At 55.5% G+C, this 22,689-nt stretch carries 23 protein-coding genes; 15 read left to right on the forward strand and 8 right to left on the reverse strand.

The window, feature by feature from the left end; genetic code table 11:
* The first annotated feature begins 59 nt into the window (after positions 1-59).
* Positions 60-1,880: a maltodextrin glucosidase gene (malZ, locus tag B2Q93_RS09915; protein ID WP_286932746.1), complete on the forward strand. Its 1,821-nt coding sequence runs from the start codon at positions 60-62 to the stop codon at positions 1,878-1,880.
* Positions 1,881-1,927: 47 nt separating this feature from the next.
* Here the strand turns inward: malZ and B2Q93_RS09920 are convergent, their stop codons facing one another.
* Both B2Q93_RS09920 and acpH read right to left on the reverse strand, forming a co-directional pair.
* Positions 1,928-2,530 (reverse strand): peroxiredoxin, encoded by a 603-nt coding sequence (locus B2Q93_RS09920; protein WP_207293092.1) that lies wholly within the window; start codon positions 2,528-2,530, stop codon positions 1,928-1,930.
* A gap of 127 nt (positions 2,531-2,657) precedes the next feature.
* Entirely contained in the window at positions 2,658-3,239 is a 582-nt protein-coding gene (gene acpH, locus B2Q93_RS09925) for an ACP phosphodiesterase (RefSeq protein ID WP_207293093.1), read from the reverse strand.
* A 91-nt stretch (positions 3,240-3,330) separates the two neighbouring features.
* On the opposite strand from acpH, the gene queA reads away from it, so the two are divergent.
* The 8 genes from queA (at position 3,331) to B2Q93_RS09965 (ending at position 11,443) form a co-directional block, all read left to right on the forward strand.
* Entirely contained in the window at positions 3,331-4,401 is a 1,071-nt protein-coding gene (gene queA / locus B2Q93_RS09930) for a tRNA preQ1(34) S-adenosylmethionine ribosyltransferase-isomerase QueA (protein ID WP_286932748.1), read from the forward strand.
* A 55-nt stretch (positions 4,402-4,456) separates the two neighbouring features.
* Entirely contained in the window at positions 4,457-5,584 is a 1,128-nt protein-coding gene (tgt, locus tag B2Q93_RS09935) for a tRNA guanosine(34) transglycosylase Tgt (RefSeq protein ID WP_040076946.1), read from the forward strand.
* Between the two features lie 22 nt (positions 5,585-5,606).
* A complete protein-coding gene (gene yajC, locus B2Q93_RS09940) occupies positions 5,607-5,939 on the forward strand; it encodes a preprotein translocase subunit YajC (RefSeq protein WP_003859109.1) in 333 nt (110 codons plus the stop codon).
* Positions 5,940-5,966: 27 nt separating this feature from the next.
* Positions 5,967-7,814: a protein translocase subunit SecD gene (gene secD, locus B2Q93_RS09945; protein ID WP_046884474.1), complete on the forward strand. Its 1,848-nt coding sequence runs from the start codon at positions 5,967-5,969 to the stop codon at positions 7,812-7,814.
* Between the two features lie 10 nt (positions 7,815-7,824).
* Positions 7,825-8,796: a protein translocase subunit SecF gene (gene secF, locus B2Q93_RS09950; RefSeq protein WP_046884473.1), complete on the forward strand. Its 972-nt coding sequence runs from the start codon at positions 7,825-7,827 to the stop codon at positions 8,794-8,796.
* Between the two features lie 115 nt (positions 8,797-8,911).
* Positions 8,912-10,297, forward strand: coding sequence for a M24 family metallopeptidase (locus B2Q93_RS09955; protein WP_286932765.1), 1,386 nt, complete (start codon positions 8,912-8,914; stop codon positions 10,295-10,297).
* A 77-nt stretch (positions 10,298-10,374) separates the two neighbouring features.
* Complete coding sequence (locus B2Q93_RS09960) at positions 10,375-10,740, forward strand: VOC family protein (protein WP_040076942.1); 366 nt, start codon at positions 10,375-10,377, stop codon at positions 10,738-10,740.
* 22 nt (positions 10,741-10,762) lie between these two features.
* A complete protein-coding gene (locus B2Q93_RS09965) occupies positions 10,763-11,443 on the forward strand; it encodes a helix-turn-helix transcriptional regulator (protein ID WP_046884471.1) in 681 nt (226 codons plus the stop codon).
* A 43-nt stretch (positions 11,444-11,486) separates the two neighbouring features.
* On the opposite strand, the gene B2Q93_RS09970 is transcribed toward B2Q93_RS09965, so the two are convergent.
* Together B2Q93_RS09970 and B2Q93_RS09975 are read right to left on the reverse strand one after the other, a co-directional pair.
* Positions 11,487-12,371 carry a nucleoside-specific channel-forming protein Tsx gene (locus tag B2Q93_RS09970; RefSeq protein WP_286932767.1) on the reverse strand — a complete coding sequence of 295 codons (885 nt, stop codon included), beginning with the start codon at positions 12,369-12,371 and terminating at the stop codon, positions 11,487-11,489.
* A 263-nt stretch (positions 12,372-12,634) separates the two neighbouring features.
* Entirely contained in the window at positions 12,635-13,174 is a 540-nt protein-coding gene (locus tag B2Q93_RS09975; protein ID WP_286932769.1) for a DUF3251 domain-containing protein, read from the reverse strand.
* A gap of 153 nt (positions 13,175-13,327) precedes the next feature.
* On the opposite strand from B2Q93_RS09975, the gene nrdR reads away from it, so the two are divergent.
* The 5 genes from nrdR (at position 13,328) to thiL (ending at position 16,933) form a co-directional block, all read left to right on the forward strand.
* Complete coding sequence (nrdR, locus tag B2Q93_RS09980; protein WP_040076938.1) at positions 13,328-13,777, forward strand: transcriptional regulator NrdR; 450 nt, start codon at positions 13,328-13,330, stop codon at positions 13,775-13,777.
* A gap of 4 nt (positions 13,778-13,781) precedes the next feature.
* Positions 13,782-14,885, forward strand: a complete 1,104-nt coding sequence (ribD, locus tag B2Q93_RS09985) for a bifunctional diaminohydroxyphosphoribosylaminopyrimidine deaminase/5-amino-6-(5-phosphoribosylamino)uracil reductase RibD (protein ID WP_286932772.1) — start codon at positions 13,782-13,784, stop codon at positions 14,883-14,885.
* A gap of 87 nt (positions 14,886-14,972) precedes the next feature.
* A complete protein-coding gene (ribE, locus tag B2Q93_RS09990; RefSeq protein ID WP_040076935.1) occupies positions 14,973-15,443 on the forward strand; it encodes a 6,7-dimethyl-8-ribityllumazine synthase in 471 nt (156 codons plus the stop codon).
* 19 nt (positions 15,444-15,462) lie between these two features.
* The gene (nusB, locus tag B2Q93_RS09995; RefSeq protein WP_040076933.1) at positions 15,463-15,882 is read left to right on the forward strand and encodes a transcription antitermination factor NusB; all 420 of its coding nucleotides are present in this window, start codon (positions 15,463-15,465) and stop codon (positions 15,880-15,882) included.
* A 76-nt stretch (positions 15,883-15,958) separates the two neighbouring features.
* On the forward strand, positions 15,959-16,933 hold the full coding sequence (gene thiL / locus B2Q93_RS10000) for a thiamine-phosphate kinase (RefSeq protein ID WP_286932775.1): 975 nt from the start codon (positions 15,959-15,961) through the stop codon (positions 16,931-16,933).
* Positions 16,934-16,974: 41 nt separating this feature from the next.
* On the opposite strand, the gene B2Q93_RS10005 is transcribed toward thiL, so the two are convergent.
* The 4 genes from B2Q93_RS10005 to xseB form a co-directional block, all read right to left on the reverse strand.
* Positions 16,975-17,949, reverse strand: a complete 975-nt coding sequence (locus tag B2Q93_RS10005) for an aldo/keto reductase (protein WP_040076930.1) — start codon at positions 17,947-17,949, stop codon at positions 16,975-16,977.
* Positions 17,950-18,016: 67 nt separating this feature from the next.
* Entirely contained in the window at positions 18,017-19,879 is a 1,863-nt protein-coding gene (gene dxs, locus B2Q93_RS10010; RefSeq protein ID WP_286932777.1) for a 1-deoxy-D-xylulose-5-phosphate synthase, read from the reverse strand.
* Positions 19,880-19,903: 24 nt separating this feature from the next.
* Positions 19,904-20,803 (reverse strand): (2E,6E)-farnesyl diphosphate synthase, encoded by a 900-nt coding sequence (ispA, locus tag B2Q93_RS10015; protein WP_046884465.1) that lies wholly within the window; start codon positions 20,801-20,803, stop codon positions 19,904-19,906.
* Positions 20,804-21,046 (reverse strand): exodeoxyribonuclease VII small subunit, encoded by a 243-nt coding sequence (gene xseB, locus B2Q93_RS10020; protein ID WP_212477035.1) that lies wholly within the window; start codon positions 21,044-21,046, stop codon positions 20,804-20,806.
* A 190-nt stretch (positions 21,047-21,236) separates the two neighbouring features.
* Between xseB and thiI the strand changes: the two genes are divergently transcribed.
* Entirely contained in the window at positions 21,237-22,685 is a 1,449-nt protein-coding gene (thiI, locus tag B2Q93_RS10025) for a tRNA uracil 4-sulfurtransferase ThiI (protein WP_040076926.1), read from the forward strand.
* Positions 22,686-22,689 lie beyond the last annotated feature (4 nt).

The raw sequence follows: 22,689 nt of genomic DNA on the forward strand, positions 1-22,689 counted from the left end.
GAGTGAACATCCTCTACCCTATGGCAAGGTGGCCTCAATTCTGGGAAAGGGGATACGAAATGTTGAAGGCATGGCACCTCGCGGTTGCCCCATTTGTTAAGCAAAACAAAGACAAGCTCGTGATTACGCTCTGGCTGGCAGGCGACAATCAGCCTGAGCGGGTGACGCTTCGCGCCGAAGTGGACAATGAAGAGACGACGCTGAAAATGCACAAACAGCGTAGCCAGCCGCAGCCGGGGATCACGGCATGGCGGGCCACGATCGATCTGAACAGCGGCCAGCCGCGTCGACGCTACAGTTTTAAACTGCTCTGGCACGACCGCCAGCTGTGGTTTACCTCCCAGGGCTTCAGCCGTTTTCCACCGGCTCGTCTGGAGCAATTTGCCGTCGATTATCCCGATAATGGCCCTCAGTGGGTGGTGGAGCAGGTCTTCTACCAAATCTTCCCGGATCGCTTTGCCCGCAGCCAGCAGCGTACGGCATTGCAGGATCAACGCTATTATCACCACGCCGCCGGGCAGGAGGTTATCTTCCGCCAGTGGGATGAGCCCGTCACCGCGCAGGCGGGCGGCTCCACCTTCTATGGCGGGGATCTGGACGGTATCAGCGAAAAGTTACCCTATCTGAAAAAACTCGGCGTCACGGCGCTCTACCTGAATCCGGTCTTTGCCGCGCCCAGCGTGCACAAATACGATACCGAGGATTATCGTCGGGTAGATGAGCAGTTCGGTGGCGATGGAGCATTGCTGCGCCTGCGTGAAAATACTCACCGTGAGGGGATGCGTCTGATTCTGGATGGCGTCTTTAACCACAGCGGCGACTCTCATGCCTGGTTTGATCGCCACAACCAGACAATGGGCGGCGCCTGTCATAATCCGCAATCGGCCCAGCGTGACTGGTATAGCTTCAACGAAGAGGGCTACGCGCTTGACTGGCTGGGTTACCCCAGCCTGCCGAAGCTGGACTATGCCTCGGATGCGCTGGTGCAGGAGATTTATGGCGGCGAGGAGAGTATTGTCCGCCACTGGCTGAAAGCCCCCTGGAACATGGACGGCTGGCGGCTGGATGTCGTGCATATGCTTGGCGAAGCGGGCGGCGCGCGGAATAATTTGCAGCACGTCGCCGGTATCACCCGTTCGGCGAAAGCCGCCCGGCCAGATGCCTTTGTCTTTGGCGAGCATTTCGGTGATGCCCGTCAGTGGCTGCAGGCCGATGCGGAAGATTCGGCGATGAACTATCGCGGTTTTACTTTCCCGCTCTGGGGCTTTTTGGCGAATACGGATATCTCTTACGATCCGCAGCGTATCGACGCTGAAACCTGCATGGCGTGGATGGATAACTACCGCGCCAGTCTGTCGCATCAGCAGCAGCTCCGGATGTTCAACCAGCTGGATAGCCACGATACCGCACGCTTTAAAACGCTGCTGGGCAAAGATGTGGCGCGGTTGCCGCTGGCGGTCATCTGGCTCTTTAGCTGGCCGGGCGTGCCGTGCATCTATTATGGCGATGAAGTCGGGCTGGATGGCAATAATGACCCCTTCTGCCGCAAAACCTTCCCGTGGGAGCCAGAGAAGCAGGATAAACACCTGCTGGCGCTCTATCAGCGGATGGCGAAGCTGCGCAAACAGAGCCAGGCCCTGCGCTACGGCGGTTGTCAGGTGATCTATGCGCACGATAACGTGGTGGTGTTTATACGCGTCTATAACCAGCAGCGGGTGCTGGTGGCGATAAATCGCGGTGAGGCCTGCGAAGTAGTACTGGACGACACGCCGTTATTAAGCGTGAAGACGTGGCTTCTGAAAGAGGGGAAAGGCAGCGTGCAGGATGGCGTGCTCTCTCTGCCGGCGATATCGGCCACCGTCTGGGCAGGCAACCATTAATAACAAAAAGGCCCGCATGCGCGGGCCTTTTGCGTAAACCTTGCCAGTTACAGGCTGGATACGTTCTCGGACAGGTATTTTGCTACGCCGTCTGGAGAGGCGTTCATACCTTCTTTACCCTTTTCCCACTGAGCCGGGCACACTTCACCGTGCTCTTCGTGGAACTGCAGCGCGTCAACCATGCGCAGCATTTCGTCGATGTTACGACCCAGCGGCAGATCGTTCACAACCTGGTGACGAACGATGCCGTTTGCGTCGATCAGGAAAGAACCACGCAGCGCAACGCCCGCGTCCGGATGTTCGATACCGTAAGCCTGCTGAATTTCACGTTTGATGTCCGCAACCATCGCGTATTTCACCGGACCGATGCCGCCGTTGTCGACAGGGGTGTTACGCCATGCGTTGTGTACAAACTCAGAGTCGAAGGAGACGCCAACCACTTCCACGCCACGCTTCTGGAATTCTTCATAACGTTTGTCGAACGCGATCAGCTCAGACGGGCAAACGAAGGTGAAATCCATCGGCCAGAAGAACAGAACGGTCGCTTTACCGTTGGTGTGCTGTTTGAAGTTGAAGTTATCAACGATTTCACCGTTACCCAGTACAGCTGCTGCTGTAAAATCCGGAGCCGGACGAGTTACCAGAACCATATGATTCTCCTGTATTTACTAAGGTTATTTGGAACGCAACGCCGGCCAGTATAGAGAGTGTGGCGCTTTAACTCAAAGAGGCCCTAACAATCGTTCGATGAGCTTTTGCCTATCAATGACGCACCGGTTACAGCTGTCTGCTTTTTGCCTGCGCCATCATGCGTGGATAGAACTGCCAGAAACGGGTTTCGAGTGCGTCATAATGGTCGTCCAGATCTTGCCAGGAGTCGCGAAGAGCATCCAGACGCGGGCGGCGGCTGGCCATGCCATTAAGCACGTTCTGAATAAAATCCATATCGCGATAACGTTCCATCCAGCGCTCTGACCATAAGTAATGATTCAGATTCACAAAGCGTGGGGGAGAGTCGGGCAGGATGGTTGCTATCTGCGTCTGGGCATAGCGTACAAATTCTGACAGCGGCATCTCGGGTGAGAGCTGTGCCCAGTGCCGAGAGAGAAAGTGATCCCACATGACGTCCAGGGTAATCGGCGCGACGCGGCGGGTGTGAGGACGGAACCAGCCTTTCGCTTCGGTCACTTCGGGCAGGTTATCGGTCAACACGTCGATGCGCCGATGCATAAAAATACCCTCTACAACCTCAGGAGGGTACTCTTCTGCCGGGTTGCCGCGGACGAAATCGGCCAGCAAATTACCAGAAAGCGAGCTATCGGCCAGGTGAGCCAGGTGCAGGTGAGCGAGAAAATTCATGCGATTCGGTATCCGGAGTCGGCTAGTTGTTGCAGCAAAGTGGTGTGAGCACTAGACTAAGCCGCCTGTTTTTAAGTCACGAGTATAAGTCATGCGCGTCGCCGATTTCTCCTTTGAATTACCTGATTCCCTGATCGCCCACTATCCAATGCCTGAGCGCAGTAGCTGTCGCTTACTCTCTCTGGACGGGCCAACGGGCGCGCTGACGCACGGTACTTTCACCGATCTGCTCGATAAGCTCAACGCGGGCGATCTGCTGGTCTTTAACAATACCCGTGTGATCCCGGCCCGCCTGTTTGGTCGTAAAGCCAGCGGCGGAAAGATTGAAGTGCTGGTTGAGCGCATGCTGGATGATAAACGTATTCTGGCACATATTCGCGCATCCAAAGCGCCAAAGCCGGGCGCGGAACTGCTGCTGGGCGATGACGAGAGCATCAACGCGACCATGGTTGCGCGCCATGATGCCCTGTTTGAAGTGCAGTTCAACGACGAACGTCCGGTGCTGGATATTCTGAATGCCATTGGCCATATGCCGCTGCCGCCCTATATTGAACGCCCGGACGAAGAGGCCGACCGCGAGCTGTACCAGACCGTCTATAGCCAGAAGCCAGGCGCAGTTGCTGCGCCGACGGCCGGCCTGCACTTTGACGAACCCCTGCTGGCAAAACTGCGCGATAAAGGTGTTGAAATGGCCTTTGTAACGCTGCACGTCGGCGCGGGCACCTTCCAGCCCGTGCGCGTGGACTCTATCGAAGACCACATCATGCACTCGGAATACGCAGAGGTCACGCAAGAGGTTGTAGATGCGGTAATGGCGACTAAAGCGCGTGGCAATCGCGTTATCGCGGTGGGGACCACCTCTGTACGCTCGCTTGAGAGCGCGGCGCAGGCGGCGAAGAGCGAATTGATTGAACCCTTCTTTGGCGACACGCAAATCTTTATCTACCCGGGCTATCAGTACAAAGTGATTGATGCGCTGGTGACCAATTTCCACCTGCCTGAATCGACGCTGATTATGTTGGTTTCCGCCTTTGCGGGTTATCAGCATACGATGAATGCCTATAAGGCTGCGGTAGAACAAAATTATCGCTTTTTTAGCTACGGGGACGCGATGTTTATCACGTACAATCCGCAGGCTTTGAATGAGCGTGTCGGGGAATAAGTCCGCGGCACCGGAATAATGTGTTGGACTGTTTTTCTGACACAGAGGAAAAAAAATGAAATTTGAACTCGATACCACCGACGGTCGCGCACGCCGCGGTCGCCTGGTGTTTGATCGCGGCGTGGTAGAAACCCCCGCGTTTATGCCTGTGGGCACCTACGGCACCGTAAAAGGGATGACGCCGGAAGAAGTTGAAGCCACTGGCGCACAAATCATCCTCGGTAACACCTTCCACCTCTGGCTGCGTCCTGGCCAGGAGATCATGAAGCTGCACGGCGATCTGCACGACTTCATGCAGTGGAAAGGCCCCATTCTTACCGATTCCGGCGGTTTCCAGGTCTTCAGCCTCGGCGATATCCGCAAAATCACCGAAAAGGGTGTGCACTTCCGTAACCCAATCAACGGCGACCCGATCTTCCTGGATCCTGAAAAATCGATGGAAATCCAGTACGATCTCGGCTCCGATATCGTGATGATCTTCGATGAATGTACGCCATACCCGGCAGACTGGGATTACGCGAAGCGTTCCATGGAGATGTCACTGCGCTGGGCGCAGCGTAGCCGCGACCGTTTTGACTCGCTCGGCAACAAAAATGCACTGTTCGGCATTATCCAGGGCAGTGTTTACGAAGATTTACGTGATATCTCGGTTAAAGGTCTGGTAGAGATAGGTTTTGATGGCTACGCTGTCGGCGGTTTGGCTGTGGGTGAGCCGAAGGAAGACATGCACCGTATCCTGGAGCACGTCTGTCCGCAAATCCCGGCTGATAAACCGCGATACCTGATGGGTGTGGGTAAACCAGAAGATCTGGTTGAAGGCGTTCGTCGCGGTATTGATATGTTTGACTGCGTGATGCCAACACGCAATGCCCGTAATGGTCACCTGTTCGTGACCGATGGCGTGGTAAAAATTCGTAATGCGAAGCATAAAAGCGACACCAGCCCACTCGATGCCGAGTGCGATTGCTATACCTGTCGCAATTATTCTCGCGCGTACCTGCATCATCTTGATCGTTGCAACGAGATTCTGGGCGCGCGTCTCAATACCATTCACAATCTTCGTTATTATCAGCGCTTAATGGCTGGTTTACGTAAGGCCATTGAAGAGGGTAAATTAGAGAGCTTCGTGACCGATTTCTACCAACGTCAGGGCCGTGCTGTACCACCTTTGAACGTTGATTAATTTTAATAATGAGGGAATTTAAATGAGCTTTTTTATTTCTGATGCGGTAGCAGCAACTGGCGCTCCGGCGCAGGGCAGCCCAATGTCTCTGATCCTGATGCTGGTTGTGTTCGGTCTGATCTTCTACTTCATGATCCTGCGTCCACAGCAGAAACGCACCAAAGAGCACAAAAACCTGATGAACTCCATTGCGAAAGGCGATGAAGTGCTGACCAACGGTGGCCTGGTGGGTCGCGTGACCAAAGTAGCGGAAAACGGCTACATTGCTATCGCCCTGAACGACACCACTGAAGTGGTTATCAAACGTGACTTCGTAGCTGCCGTTCTGCCGAAAGGCACCATGAAGGCGCTGTAATCCAACCATTTCCCAAAGGGAACTGCCGTGTTAAACCGTTATCCTTTGTGGAAGTACATCATGCTGGTCGTCGTGATTATCGTCGGCCTGCTGTACGCGCTTCCCAACCTGTATGGTGAGGATCCGGCTGTTCAAATCACTGGCGCGCGCGGTGTCGCCGCCAGTGAGCAAACGCTGATCCAGGTCCAGAAAACGTTACAAGAAGAAAAAATTACCGCTAAGTCTGTGGCACTGGAAGAGGGCGCTATTCTTGCTCGCTTCGACTCCACCGATACGCAGCTCCGCGCTCGTGAAGCGCTGATGGGCGTGATGGGTGATAAATATGTCGTGGCGCTGAACCTTGCTCCTGCAACTCCGCGTTGGCTGGCTGCGCTAAACGCAGAGCCAATGAAACTCGGTCTCGACCTGCGTGGCGGTGTGCACTTCCTGATGGAAGTGGATATGGATACCGCGCTGGGCAAGCTGCAGGAACAGAATATCGACAGCCTGCGCAGCGATCTGCGTGATAAAGGCATCCCTTACACCACCGTGCGTAAGGAAGAGAACTACGGCATGAGCATCGCGTTCCGCGACGGCTCTGCACGCGACCAGGCAGTCACTTACCTGACGTCGCGTCACCGCGATCTGGTGATCACCTCGCAGGGCAGCAACCAGCTGCGCGCCGTGATGACGGATGCCCGTCTGAGCGAAGCGCGTGAATACGCCGTTCAGCAGAACATCAACATTCTGCGTAACCGTGTAAACCAGCTGGGGGTAGCCGAGCCGCTGGTACAGCGTCAGGGTGCTGACCGTATCGTGGTTGAACTGCCAGGTATCCAGGATACCGCGCGTGCGAAGGAGATTCTGGGCGCGACCGCGACCCTGGAGTTCCGTCTGGTAAACACCAACGTTGACCAGTCCGCAGCCGCCTCTGGCCGCGTACCGGGCGACTCTGAAGTGAAGCAGACCCGTGAAGGTCAGCCGGTGGTGATGTACAAACGTGTGATCCTGACCGGTGACCACATTACCGACTCCACTTCCAGCCAGGATGAATACAACCAGCCGCAGGTGAACATCTCGCTTGATAGCGCAGGTGGCAACATCATGTCGAACTTCACTAAGGACAACATCGGTAAACCGATGGCAACCCTGTTCGTGGAGTATAAAGACAGCGGTAAGAAAGATGCGAACGGTCGCTCGGTGCTGGTGAAAGAGGAAGAGGTGATTAACATCGCCAATATCCAGTCCCGACTGGGTAACAGCTTCCGTATCACCGGTATCAACAACCCGAACGAAGCACGTCAGCTGTCGCTGCTGCTGCGTGCCGGTGCGCTGATTGCGCCAATCCAGATTGTTGAAGAGCGTACCATTGGTCCAACCCTGGGTATGCAGAACATCAAACAGGGTCTGGAAGCCTGTCTGGCCGGTCTGGTGGTCTCCATCATCTTCATGATCTTCTTCTATAAGAAGTTTGGTCTGATCGCGACAAGCGCGCTGGTGGCGAACCTGGTCCTGATTATCGGCATCATGTCCCTGCTTCCGGGGGCGACGCTGACCATGCCGGGTATTGCGGGTATCGTTCTTACCCTTGCGGTGGCGGTCGACGCCAACGTACTGATAAACGAACGTATCAAAGAAGAGCTAAGCAACGGTCGTTCTGTGCAGCAGGCGATTGAAGAGGGCTACAAAGGGGCGTTCAGCTCCATCTTCGATGCGAACGTAACAACACTGATTAAGGTTCTTATCCTGTATGCAGTGGGTACTGGCGCTATCAAAGGCTTTGCGATTACTACCGGTATCGGTGTAGCAACGTCAATGTTTACCGCTATTGTCGGCACCCGTGCCATCGTGAACCTGCTGTACGGCGGCAAGCGCGTTAAAAAGCTGTCTATCTGAGGAGTGCGTTGTGGCACAGGAATATACTGTTGAACAATTAAACCACGGCCGTAAAGTCTGGGACTTTATGCGCTGGGACTACTGGGCCTTCGGCATATCAGGTTTTCTGCTGATTCTGTCCATCGTCATTATGGGCGTGAAAGGCTTCAACTGGGGTCTGGACTTCACCGGTGGTACGGTGATTGAAATCACCCTGGAAAAACCGGTCGATATGGACCAGATGCGCGAATCGCTGCAGAAAGCGGGCTTTGAAGAGCCGCTGCTGCAGAACTTCGGCAGCAGCCGCGACATCATGGTGCGTATGCCACCGGTACACGATGCCAACGGCAGCCAGGAGCTGGGCAGCAAGGTCGTTCAGGTTATCAATGAATCGACCAGCCAGAATGCAACGGTTAAGCGTATTGAGTTTGTTGGCCCGAGCGTGGGTGCAGACCTGGCACAGACCGGTGCCATGGCGCTGCTGGTGGCGCTGATCTCCATCCTCGTTTACGTTGGCTTCCGCTTCGAGTGGCGCCTGGCGGCCGGGGTGGTTATTGCTCTGGCGCACGACGTGGTGATCACCATGGGCGTACTGTCGCTGTTCCACATTGAGATTGACCTGACGATTGTGGCATCCCTGATGTCCGTTATCGGTTACTCACTGAACGACAGTATCGTGGTATCTGACCGTATCCGTGAAAACTTCCGTAAGATCCGTCGCGGTACGCCGTACGAAATCTTTAACGTGTCGTTGACCCAGACGCTGCACCGTACCTTGATCACCTCCGGGACCACCTTGATGGTGATCCTGATGCTGTATCTCTTCGGTGGCCCGGTACTGGAAGGCTTCTCGCTGACCATGCTGATTGGTGTCTCTATCGGTACGGCGTCGTCCATTTACGTGGCGTCCGCACTGGCACTGAAACTCGGCATGAAGCGTGAGCACCTGATCCAGCAGAAGGTCGAAAAAGAAGGGGCGGATCAGCCGTCCATTCTGCCGTAAAGGCAACAGCGCGTTAATACAGAATCCCGGTCGCAAGGCCGGGATTTTTTTGGTACATCGCGCACGGATTTGGGTACTCTCCAGTGTGAATGCGAAATGACATGGAGCAATACCGATGGCCGTCATCACCCTCTCATCTGTTCCCCAACCGACCCTCTGGCACGATGTGCCATCTGTAACGCTAAGCGATGAAACGCTGCAGCAGCGCAAGGCGAAAGTCCTTAGCCGCATGGTACAGCAGGGGCTGGATACGCTGGTTATCTATGCCGACAAAGAGCACGGCGGCAATTTTGAATATCTCACCGGGTTTATCCCGCGCTTTGAAGAGGCGCTCCTGATACTGCAACAGACGGGGGAGGCGGCCCTGGTGCTGGGTAATGAAAACCTGAAGCTGGCGGCGCATGCCCGACTGGCGAACCGCGTTATCCATGCGCCGTGGTTTTCACTGCCAAACCAGCCGATGGATAATCAGCACTCCTTCCCGGAGTTGCTTCGTGAGGCGGGGCTCTCAGGCGCGAACACCGTTGGGCTGGTGGGCTGGAAGCTATTTACTGGCGCACGCGACGACAGAATGCAGATGTTCGATCTCCCCGCGTTTATTGTTGATGCCCTGCGTCTGGCGGCACCTCAGGCGCGGTTATGCAATGCAACGGGGATCTTTATCTCGCCCGAGAGCGGCGCCCGCATCACCAATAATGCAAACGAACTGGCGCACTACGAATACGGTGCCAATCTCGCCTCCACGGCAATTCTCACGGCGCTGAATGCCATCGCGCCCGGCAAAACCGAGAAGCAGATCGGCGCGCTGCTGGCGGCAGAGGGGCAGGCCAATAACGTGGTGATGATTGCCGCCACTGGCGAGCGTTTTGCTGATGCCAGGCTCTATCCAGGGGACAAAATTATTCAGCGCGGCGATAAATTCTCGCTGACGACCGGTTATAAAGGCGGCTTAAGCAGCCGTGCGGCTTATGTGGTGGCAGATGAAAATGAGCTAACACCGGCGGTAGCAGACTACCTCGAGGTGGTCGCCAAACCCTATTTTAATGCGGTGGTCAGTTGGCTGCAGCACCTGCGTATCGGCCTGCGTGGCGGTGAGATGTATGACCTGGTCGAACGGGTGTTGCCGAAAGCAGACTACCACTGGCACCTTAATCCGGGACATCTGGTGGCGGATGAGGAGTGGCTCTGCTCGCCCATTGGACCGAATTCGGCGGCAACATTACAAAGCGGCATGCTCCTGCAAATCGATATCATTCCCTCCCGCGCAGGATACGCTGGCGCCAGCATTGAAGATACCGTGGCGCTGGCGGACGAGGCGCTTCGCCACGAGATTCAGACCGCCTGGCCCGCGCTCTGGCAGCGTATTTGTACGCGCCGGGCCTATATTCAGACGCAGCTGGGCATCAGGCTGCCCGAGCAGGTTTTACCGCTCTCTAATACCGTCGGTTATCTGCGTCCGTGGCTGCTAAATCAATCGCTTGCCCTTATTTTTACTGAGTGAGCCACTCTGCTGACAGTATGCTGTCAGGAGGCCAGGCGTACACTCCTTCTGAACTTACTCAACAGGCAGGAGGATGTATGAATAACGTCATTAACTGGTTTGAAATTGCAGTGACGGATATGGAACGGGCCATCGCCTTTTATGAGCCGGTGATGCAGGTCTCGCTAAAACGTGAAGCAATGGACTGCGCGGAACTGGCCGTGTTCCCGCACGATGATCCGGCCGTCGGCGGCGCGCTGGCAAAATTTGACGGCATTGCGCCGTCGCAGCAGGGGGCGATTATCTATCTTCATACCTCAAACCTTGCGGCAACGCTCGATCGCGTGGCCTCAGCCGGGGGAGAATGTGTTTTCGGCCCGCTGGTCCTGCCGCGCGGCATTGGCACTATCGCGCTGTTTACGGACAGCGAAGGCAACCGGGTAGGGCTCCATCAGCCCGCCTGATAACGAGTGAAGGTGAAAATCGATGACCCGACGCGCTGACCGCCTGTTTCAGATCGTACAGATTCTGCGGGGCAGACGGCTGACCACCGCCGCGCTGCTCGCTGAACGACTGGGCGTGTCGGCGCGCACGGTGTATCGCGATATCCGCGATCTGTCGCTGTCGGGTGTGCCGATAGAGGGCGAAGCCGGAAGTGGTTATCGACTGCTGTCGGGCTTTGATTTGCCGCCGTTGATGTTGACTAACCGCGAGTCCGAAGCGCTGATCGTTGCCATTCGCCTGCTTAAAACCTGGGGAGGTGAGTCGCTCTCAAAAGAACTGGAGTCGGCGCAGGAGAAAGTGCTCGCTATTTTGCCCGAAGAGAGCCGTCGCAAGGCCGAGCAGACCCGCATCTACGCGCCGGATATTGCCCTGCAACCCCACTCGAGAAGCGGCTTTGATGTGATTCATCAGGCGATATCTTCCCAGCAGGTGCTCGCGTTACATTATCGGGATGAGGCCGGGCAGCTCTCCTGGCGGGAGGTGCAGCCGTTAGGGCTGTTCTTCTGGGGAGAGCACTGGCTACTCGCAGCCTGGTGTGAGCGACGCAATGACTACCGCTGTTTTCGCCTTGACCGTTGCCTGACCATCACCCTGACCGGGCGACGCTTCAGCGAAAGTGTAGAACGTTCTCTGGCCGACTTTTTGCGTAAAGTGAAGCAATAAAAAAGCCAGCCCGGAGGCTGGCTTTCATACATTGAAGCGATGCTTAGAAGTTGTAACCGACAACCAGATAACCACCCCAGCCGGTAGTACGTGTGTTGAAGTTGCCATTGCCAAAGTTCAGCTCAGCATCGTCGTTCCACTGACCACCGTTGTGCCAGTAACGCGCAACAACAGAGTAATGCCAGTGATCGTAGTTCAGCGCCAGAATGTGGCTGGAGGCGATAGAGTCGTTGGTACGGGATTTATTGCCGTTCAGATCGTTGGCGCTGTCATCGCCTAAATCGGAACCCCAGTCAAAGTTGGTGAAGCTGATGTAGCTCAGGTTACCGCCCCACAGCTGGGTAATCGGCACGAAGTATTTCACTTTGAAACGGTAGCCATCCCACTCGTTTTCGTTCGCAGCACCGTAGTTCTGCCACTGGTATTTCGCGTACACGTTCAGGGAGAGGCTCATCGGCAGACCGGTATCAATGTCGGTACCCAGACCCATATACCAGGTGCTCTGGCGGCCATCTTTATTACGACCCATGTCGTAGATGTAGTTGTTCGCGATGTACCACTCTTTGAACGGACCAAAGCTCAGGTCGGTGCCGGTCAGCTTATCGATAGAGAAACGCGGCTCGATCTCCATGAACAGCGGAGAGCCGTGGTTCCAGATACCTTTCGCATCAGTGTTACCACCGAAGAATACTGGCGCATCCAGGTAACCATAGAAGTCAAACCAGTCTTTCTTGGCAAACGCTTCGTATTCAAGGTAGGTATCGTTACGGATCTGAGGTCCGAAGCGGGTGTGGTAGCTACCGACCACGTTTACGCTCTGGTGCCACCAGTCGGAGACATATTCAGGTTTATCGTTTTCCGCTGCGTTAACAGAGAAAGTGGTTGAGAGCGCCAGAACTGCGCCAGCTGCCAGTAATGTTTTTTTCATAATGATGCCACTGATTTGAAATCCCTTACGGGAGTGAAAAATGCGCGAATAGCGTTTCTAAATATTTCGTGTTTCTGCGAGCCTATTATAGGAATCCGTGCTCACAAAAATATGTGTTGTTTCACATATCTCTCACATACGTAATCGATTGCGTTCACGTTTGCGTACTTTAAACGGAGCGGATTGTACTGGCAAACATTTATGTTGCCAATCTTTGCGGAATTTAAATGAAAGCGGAACGTGGTTACGTTCCGCTGAAGAGATTACTGCGCGACGGGCTGGATATCGTGGATGCGGACAAAACCGAGCTGTTCTGGGGTAACGCCATTCAACTGCAGTAGGATATCCACATCGCTCGGGGCGAGTACGCTGGCCGGCGCATTAATCAGCTGGCTTTGCACATTCACCTCCTGGAAATTATCTGTGGTGCCCTGGATCTGGCCCCACTCCACGGTGCCGCTAAAAGCGGGTAAGGGATCGTTAGACTCGCCCTGAATGCGCAGCGTCGCACGGGTACCGTCAGCATTGGGCGCCACGTCTACCAACGACATTCGCAGCGTGCCGATCTGGCTTTTCAGCCGCGCCGGAGTGTTAGCGCCCGGTAGCAGATAAACACCGCTGGTCGATTTCACATTCAGCGCGTTCTGCTGGGTGATCTTTACGGTTTCCTGGTTGAGCTCGCTCATGGTCTGGTTTAGCGCGCTCACGCTCTGGTTCATCTGGCGAACTTCGCTTTGCTGTGCACAGGCGCTAAGGCTAAAGAGGCTCCCCACCAGGAGAATTTTCAGGTAACGTCTTGTCATTGCGTTTAATTCCTTGAAATAACGGATGGTGATAAGCGTAGCCAACGAAGCAAGGCAGGGTATAGATCCATTATCTCAAAAACGCTCTTCCTTTGTTGTCAGCCCAGTTCAGGGTAAAATGGAACTCAGTTAACCCGAAAGTCAGGACACCGTATGCATTGCCCATTCTGTCTCGCCGTGGATACCAAAGTAATCGACTCCCGTCTGGTGGGGGAAGGCTCCTCCGTACGCCGCCGCCGGCAATGCCTGGTATGCAACGAACGTTTTACTACCTTTGAAGTGGCAGAGCTGGTTATGCCGCGGGTAGTGAAAAGCAACGATATTCGCGAACCCTTCAATGAAGAGAAGCTGCGAAGTGGAATGCTGAAAGCGCTGGAAAAACGCCCCGTCAGCGCAGATGACGTCGAAACGGCACTTAACCACATCAAATCCCATCTGCGCGGTACCGGTGAGCGCGAAGTGCCGAGCAAGATGATCGGCAACCTGGTGATGGAGCAGCTGAAAAAGCTCGATAAAGTGGCCTATATCCGCTTCGCTTCTGTCTACCGCAGCTTCGAAGATATTAAAGAATTTGGCGAAGAGATCGCCCGCCTACAGGATTAAGCCCATGCAGGATGAAATGTACATGGCGCGAGCCTTAAAGCTGGCGCAGCGCGGACGGTTTACTACCCATCCCAATCCCAACGTTGGCTGTGTAATTGTGAAAGAGGGCGAAATCGTCGGAGAAGGTTTTCACTTTCGCGCCGGCGAGCCGCATGCCGAAGTACACGCCCTGCGGATGGCTGGCGAGAAGGCGCGTGGGGCGACGGCTTACGTGACGCTTGAGCCTTGCAGCCATCATGGGCGCACGCCACCCTGCTGTGAAGCGCTGATTAACGCAGGGGTGACGCGTGTGGTGGCAGCGATGCAGGATCCTAATCCGCAGGTAGCCGGCCGTGGATTGTTCCGCCTGCAGCAGGAAGGGATTGAAGTGAGTCATGGCCTAATGATGCAGGACGCCGAAGCCATTAATAAAGGTTTCCTGAAGCGCATGCGGACGGGCTTTCCCTTTATTCAGTTAAAGCTCGGCGCCTCTCTTGATGGCCGTACGGCAATGGCCAACGGCGAGAGCCAGTGGATCACTTCTGCGCAATCAAGGCGCGATGTGCAACGTCTGCGCGCGCAAAGCCATGCTATTCTCACCACCAGTGACACCGTGCTGGCGGATAACCCGTCAATGACCGTGCGCTGGGACGAACTTTCTGCCGATACGCAGTCCTGCTATTCCCAGGATGACCTGCGTCAGCCGCTTCGCCTCGTGCTGGACCGCCAAAACCGCGTCACGCCAGAGCATCGTATTGTCCAGCAGCCAGGTGAAACGCTTTTTGTCCGCACCGGGGAAGATAGCCGCGCATGGCCGGAGGGCGTTCGAACGCTGATTGTACCCGAGCATAATGGCCACCTCGATCTGGTAGTACTTATGATGCAGCTCGGCAGACAGCAGGTGAACAGCATCTGGGTTGAAGCAGGGCCGACCCTTGCCGGGGCGCTACTGCAGGCGGGGCTGGTGGATGAACTCATTGTTTACGTTGCCCCTAAACTGTTAGGCAACGACGCGCGTGGTCTGTTTGTCCTGCCGGGCCTTGAAAAACTGGCCGATGCACCGCAGCTTAAGTTCAGCGAGATACGCCCGGTTGGACCCGATATTTGCCTGCATTTAATTCCCGCGTAAGGCTTACTGAAATAGGGAAGCAGTACGCAAATTATTATGATAAAATCCGCCCCCCTGCGGGGCCAAATGAACCCGTTAAGGAAGAGTATGAACATTATTGAAGCCGCTGTTGCTACCCCGGACGCTCGCGTCGCCATCACCATTGCGCGTTTTAACAACTTCATCAACGACAGCCTGCTGGAAGGTGCGGTAGACGCCCTGAAACGTATCGGTCAGGTGAAAGACGAAAATATTACCGTTGTCTGGGTTCCAGGCGCTTATGAACTGCCGCTGGCAGCAGGCGCGCTGGCGAAAACCGGCAAGTATGATGCGGTAATTGCGCTGGGTACGGTTATTCGTGGCGGTACCGCGCACTTTGAATATGTAGCAGGCGGTGCCAGCAATGGTCTGCTGCACGTTGCGCAGGATGCTGAAATTCCTGTCGCGTTTGGCGTGCTCACCACTGAAAGTATTGAACAAGCTATCGAACGCGCTGGCACCAAAGCCGGTAACAAAGGTGCAGAAGCTGCACTGACCGCGCTTGAAATGATTAATGTATTGAAAGCCATCAAGGCCTGATTTTTGTAAGGGGAATTCCGTGAAACCTGCTGCTCGTCGCCGCGCCCGTGAATGTGCCGTCCAGGCACTTTACTCCTGGCAGTTGTCCCAGAACGACATCGCTGATGTTGAATACCAGTTCCTGGCGGAACAAGACGTCAAAGGCGTTGATGTCCTGTACTTCCGTGAACTGCTGTCGGGAGTGGCGACTAATAGCGCGTATCTCGACGGACTGATGAAGCCATACCTGTCCCGTCTGCTCGAAGAGCTGGGCCAGGTTGAGAAAGCCGTACTGCGTATCGCCCTGTTCGAACTGTCCAAACGTGACGATGTGCCGTACAAAGTGGCCATCAACGAAGCGATCGAACTGGCGAAAACCTTCGGTGCTGAAGACAGCCATAAATTCGTCAATGGCGTGCTGGATAAAGCCGCTCCTGCGATCCGTCCCCACAAAAAGTGATCCGCAAACCGGAGTACTGTGCTGCCTTCGTGCGGTGTAGTCTCCGGTTTTTTCTTTTCTTAGCGAGGCATAACGTATGGCATGCGGCGAATTCTCCCTGATTGCCCGTTATTTTGACCGCGTCAGATCTTCTCGTCGTGATGTTGAAACCGGCATCGGTGACGACTGCGCACTGCTCAATATTCCGGAAAAACAGACGTTGGCCATCAGCACCGATACGCTGGTGTGTGGCAACCATTTTCTGGCGGACATCGATCCTGCCGATCTGGCGTACAAAGCGCTGGCGGTGAACGTCAGCGATCTGGCGGCGATGGGGGCCGACCCGGCGTGGTTAACGCTGGCGCTCACCCTGCCGAAGGTAGATGAAGCGTGGCTGGAAACGTTCAGCGATGCCCTTTTCGAGCAGCTTAACTACTACGATATGCAGCTGATTGGCGGCGATACTACAGCGGGCCCGCTGTCGATGACGCTGGCGATACACGGCTATGTCCCGGCTGGACGGGCTCTGAAGCGCTCAGGCGCGAAGCCGGGAGACTGGATCTATGTGACCGGAACCCCTGGCGACAGCGCGGCCGGGCTGGCGATTTTACAAGACCGTCTGGTGGTCGAAGAGGCTGCTGATGCCGACTACCTGATAAAGCGTCATCTGCGTCCGACGCCACGTATTCTTCATGGGCAGGCGCTACGGGATCGTGCCAGCGCGGCAATCGATCTCTCTGATGGCTTGATTTCCGATCTTGGCCACATACTTAAGGCCAGCGGCGTAGGAGCGCGTGTCGATCTCGATACCTTCCCGCTTTCGGCGCCGCTGCGCCGCCATGCTGAGCCTGAACAGGCTCTACGCTGGGCGCTCTCGGGTGGTGAAGACTACGAGCTGTGCTTCACCGTGCCTGAACTGAATCGCGGTACGCTGGACGTGGCGCTTGGCCATCTGGGCGTTCCCTTTACCTGTATCGGCCAGATCCTGCCGGAAAGCGAAGGGATGCAGTTTTTGCGTGACGGAGAACCTGTCACGCTGGACTGGAAAGGCTACGATCACTTCACGCAGTGAATAGTGTGTCCCCTCTCCTTGCGGGAGAGGGGATTCCGGGGTTATTTAAACCCCACGACCGGATGCTGCTGATAGGGCGTCTCGAGTTCGGCGATCTGCTCCGGCGTAAGTGTTAGCTCAACCGCACGCAGCAACTCATCCAGCTGATCCTCGCGTGAAGCACCAATAATCGGTGCCGCTACCCCACGTTTACTCAGCAACCATGCCAGCGCCACCTGCGCGCGAGTTGCATGGGTCTCTTCTGCAATGGCGGCCAGACGTTCGGCGATCTGCGCATCGTTGGCGTCACTTTCTGAATAGAGGGTTTTGCCAAACTCGTCCGAAACCGAGCGGGCCGTCGTCTCGCCCCAGGGACGGGTTAACCTGCCGCGCGCCAGCGGGCTCCAGGGGATCACCGCAACGCCTTCCTGATAGCAGAGCGGCAGCATCTCGCGCTCCTCTTCCCGATAGATGAGGTTATAGTGATTCTGCATTGTCACGAAGCGCGCCCAGCCATGTTGTGCCTGTAAATCCAGCGCCTGGGCAAACTGCGAAGCGTGCATGGAGGATGCGCCGATAAAACGTGCTTTCCCGGCTTTAACCACGTCGTTCAGCGCTTCGAGCGTCTCTTCGATAGGGGTGTTGTAATCCCAGCGATGGATTTGCAGCAGATCCACATAATCCATATTCAGCCGACGCAGGCTGTCGTCAATCGATCGCAGAATCTGTGCGCGGGAGAGCCCTTCCGGCAGGTCGCCTACCTGATGGTAAACCTTAGTGGCGACAACCACCTCGTCCCGACGTGCAAAGTCGCGCAGGGCGCGACCGACAATCTCTTCGCTGCTGCCGTCGGAATAGCTGTTTGCGGTATCAAAAAAGGTAATGCCGCCATCAAGGGCGTGCTTGATGAGCAGGCGACTGCTCTCTTCCGGCAGCGTCCAGGCGTGTTTACCCCGATCCGGCTCGCCAAATGTCATACAGCCCAGACAAAGACGGGAAACCTTAAGGTCTGTTTTTCCTAATGTTGTATATTGCATGGTTCCACTCCTGCTGTTTTAAACATGAGGTTTAAGCATAGCAGGAGCGGAAAGGGGGGAGGTGGGGTCAGGCCAGCCAGCTGCGAATTCTGGCTTCGATACCGGCGGCATCAAGTCCAATTTCTGCGCGGGCTTCTTCCTGGGTGCCCTGGGCAATGAAGTGATCCGGCAGACCAAGGTTCAACACCGGTACTGGCTTGCGGTTCGCCATCAGCACTTCGTTCACGCCGCTGCCCGCGCCGCCCATAATCGCGTTCTCTTCCAGCGTGACCAGCATCTCGTGACTGGCGGCCATTTCAAGGATAAGCGCCTCGTCGAGTGGCTTCACAAAGCGCATATCAACCAGGGTGGCGTTCAGCGCGTCGGCGGCCTGAGCGGCTTCCGGCATCAGCGTGCCGAAGTTCAGGATCGCGACCTTTTCACCGCGACGCTTGATGACGCCTTTGCCAATCGCCATTTTTTGCAGAGGTTCAAGCTCAACGCCCAGCGCGTTACCGCGCGGGTAGCGAACCGCACTTGGACCGTCCTGATAGTGATACCCGGTAAACAGCATCTGACGACATTCGTTTTCATCAGACGGGGTCATGATCACCATGTCAGGAATACAGCGCAGGAACGACAGATCGAATGCGCCCTGATGGGTCTGGCCGTCGGCACCGACAATGCCTGCGCGGTCGATAGCAAACAGCACCGGCAGCTTCTGGATAGCCACGTCGTGGATCACCTGATCGTAGGCGCGCTGAAGGAAGGTGGAGTAGATCGCCACGATCGGCTTATAGCCGCCAATCGCCAGACCAGCCGCGAAGGTCACCGCGTGTTGCTCGGCGATCGCCACGTCAAAATATTGATCCGGATATTTTTTAGAGAACTCAACCATGCCGGAGCCTTCGCGCATGGCGGGCGTAACGGCCATCAGCTTGTTATCTTTCGCTGCGGTTTCACACAGCCAGTCACCAAAGATTTTGGAGTAGCTCGGCATGCCGCCGCTGCTTTTCGGCAGACAGCCGCTAGTCGGGTCAAACTTCGGTACCGCGTGGAAAGTGATCGGATCTTTTTCCGCCGGTTCGTATCCGCGACCTTTTTTGGTCATGATATGCAGGAACTGCGGGCCTTTGAGGTCTCGCATGTTCTTGAGCGTAGTGACCAGTCCCAGCACATCGTGGCCATCGACCGGACCGATATAGTTAAAGCCCAGCTCTTCAAACAGCGTGCCTGGCACGACCATGCCTTTGATATGTTCTTCCGTACGCTTGAGCAGCTCTTTGATCGGCGGTACACCGGAGAAGACTTTTTTACCGCCTTCACGCAGGGTGGAATAGAGCTTACCGGAGAGCAGTTGCGCCAGATGGTTATTGAGCGCGCCGACATTCTCGGAGATCGACATTTCGTTGTCGTTCAGTACCACCAGCATATCCGGTTTGATATCGCCCGCATGGTTCATTGCCTCGAAGGCCATACCCGCGGTGATCGCCCCATCACCAATTACGCAGACGGTACGGCGCTGCTTGTTCTCTTTCTCTGCCGCGACGGCAATGCCGATACCGGCGGAAATTGAGGTGGAGGAGTGACCGACGCTTAAGACGTCGTATTCGCTCTCACCGCGCCAGGGGAACGGATGCAGCCCCCCTTTCTGGCGAATGGTGCCAATTTTATCGCGACGGCCAGTAAGAATTTTATGCGGATAAGCCTGATGGCCAACATCCCAAATCAGCTGATCGAAGGGGGTATTGTAGACGTAGTGCAGCGCTACGGTGAGCTCCACCGTGCCAAGCCCGGAGGCGAAGTGGCCGCTGGAACGACTTACGCTGTCGAGCAGATAGCGACGTAACTCATCGCACAGCTTCGGCAGGCTCTCTTTCGGCAACAGACGCAACTCCTGGGTGGAGTCAACCAACGCCAGTGTCGGGTATTTGGCAATATCAAAACTCATCAAAGGCTCATCGAGATATATAGTTTATTTATCACGCTGGATTATGTAGTCCGCTAGCGCTTCCAGTGCCGAGGTGTCCAGTGACTGCGCGGCCAGTTCATTTAGCGACTGGCGGGCATCATCAATCAGATCCCGGGCTTTACGTTGGGCTTGCTCAAGACCCAACAGGGCGGGGTAGGTACTTTTGCCAAGCTGCTGATCGGCACCCTGACGTTTACCCAATATTGCAGTATCGCCCACGACATCCAGAATGTCATCCTGAACCTGGAAAGCCAGACCGATACTTTCTGCGTAGCGATCCAGGATCGGCAGGGCGTTACGCCCTTGTTCGCCCGCGCTCAATGCGCCCAGACGAACGGCGGCGCGAATCAGTGCCCCGGTCTTGTGGCGATGAATGCGCTCCAGCTGTTCCAGCGTCACCTGGCGCCCTTCGGCTTCCAGATCCAGTGCCTGACCGCCGCACATACCCGCCACGCCGCTGGCCTGCGCCAGTTCGGAGATCATGGCCAGGCGGTCACGATCGGCCACCTCTGCCATCGGCGCATCACTCAGGATAGCAAACGCCAGGGTTTGTAGCGCATCGCCCGCCAGAATGGCATTCGCTTCGCCAAACTTAATGTGGCAGGTTGGCTGACCGCGGCGCAGATCGTCATCATCCATCGCCGGTAAATCGTCGTGCATTAATGAGTAAGCATGAATACACTCAACGGCGGCCGCGGGGGCGTCCAGCGTTCCGGTGCTGATACCAAACATGTTGCCGGTGGCATAGACCAGGAACGGGCGCAGACGTTTGCCGCCCAACAGTGCGCCATAGTGCATGGCGCCGACCAGCGGAGTGTTCTGAAAAGGCTGTGGCTCAATGAAACGGCGAAGCGCGTCGTTAGCACGCTCGACGCACGTCTGAAGCTGATTCGCAAAATCCATTTACTCAGCGTCCGGTGTAAAAGGGGTGGGGGCAGCATCTTCGCTATTAGTAAGCAGGATCTGCACGCGCTGTTCAGCTTGCTGCAGCTTAACTTGACCCTGACGCGCCAGCTGCACGCCGCGCTCGAACTCATTCAGCGCCTCTTCCAGCGGCAGATCGCCACTTTCCAGACGGGTAACGATTTGCTCTAGTTCACCCAGCGCAGTTTCGAAACTGGCGGGTGCGTCATTTTTCTTTGGCATAGTGAATTGACTCTACTGTTTTTGCCTGTTCATGGTAACGGACTCAGGCTGATAAGCAAATAACGCGCAATATGCACAGGAGCCGCGCGATGGTGGTATACTTGCGCGCCTGGATGCAGTCTTCGGTATAGGGGCTGCTGTACTTTTCCATCACAAGCCTCTCAGGGCTTGCCAAAGAACCATTGCCGCCATGAAGTTTATCATTAAATTGTTCCCTGAAATCACCATCAAAAGCCAATCTGTGCGTTTGCGCTTTATTAAAATTCTGACCGGGAACATTCGTAACGTATTAAAGCACTATGACGAAACCCTCGCTGTGGTTCGCCACTGGGACCACGTTGAAGTGCGCGCCAAAGATGAAAATAAGCGTATTGATATTCGCGATGCGCTCACCCGTATTCCGGGCATCCACCATATTCTGGAAGTCGAGGACGTGCCGTTCACGTCTCTGCATGACATCTTCGAGAAGGCGCTGGCGCAGTACCGCGACCAGATCGAAGGCAAAACCTTCTGCGTTCGCGTAAAGCGCCGCGGTAAACATGAATTTAGCTCAATTGAAGCTGAACGCTATGTGGGCGGCGGGCTGAATCAGCACGTTGAATCGGCGCGCGTGAAGCTGACCGACCCGGATGTGACCGTTCACCTTGAGATCGAAAACGATCGCCTGTTACTGGTGAAAGGGCGCTACGAAGGGATTGGCGGTTTCCCCATCGGTACCCAGGAAGATGTGCTGTCGCTTATCTCCGGTGGGTTCGACTCCGGCGTATCCAGCTATATGCTTATGCGTCGCGGCTGTCGTGTGCACTACTGTTTCTTTAATCTGGGTGGCGCCGCGCATGAAATCGGCGTTCGTCAGGTTGCGCACTATCTGTGGAACCGCTTTGGTAGCTCCCACCGCGTGCGTTTTGTGGCGATAAACTTCGAACCCGTGGTCGGCGAGATCCTCGAGAAAGTGGAAGATGGCCAGATGGGGGTGATACTGAAGCGCATGATGGTGCGTGCGGCCTCCCAGGTTGCTGAGCGCTACGGCGTGCAGGCGCTGGTCACCGGCGAAGCGCTGGGACAGGTTTCCAGCCAGACGCTGACCAACCTGCGCCTGATCGACAACGTTTCTGATACTCTGATTCTCCGCCCGCTGATCTCTCACGATAAAGAGCATATCATCGACCTGGCGCGTGAAATCGGTACCGCTGACTTCGCCCGCACCATGCCGGAATATTGTGGCGTGATTTCAAAAAGCCCAACGGTGAAAGCGGTGAAGGGAAAAATCGAAGCGGAAGAAGAAAACTTCGACTTCAGTATCCTGGATAAAGTGGTCGCCGAAGCGTCCAATATCGATATTCGCGAAATTGCTCAGCAGACCGAGCAGGACGTTGTGGAAGTGGAAACCGTGAAAGGTTTCAGCGCTAACGATGCGATTCTGGATATCCGCTCTATTGATGAACAGGATGACAAACCACTGCAGGTTGAGGGTGTGGAGGTAGTTTCACTGCCATTCTACAAACTGAGCACGAAGTTTGGTGACCTCGACCAGAACAAAACGTATTTGCTGTGGTGTGAGCGTGGGGTGATGAGCCGCCTGCAGGCGCTCTATCTCCGCGAGCAGGGCTTTGCCAACGTGAAGGTGTATCGCCCGTAATACG

It is taken from the genome of Leclercia sp. UBA5958, assembly GCF_002430365.1.
GTDB classification, from domain to species: Bacteria; Pseudomonadota; Gammaproteobacteria; order Enterobacterales; family Enterobacteriaceae; genus Enterobacter; species Enterobacter pneumoniae.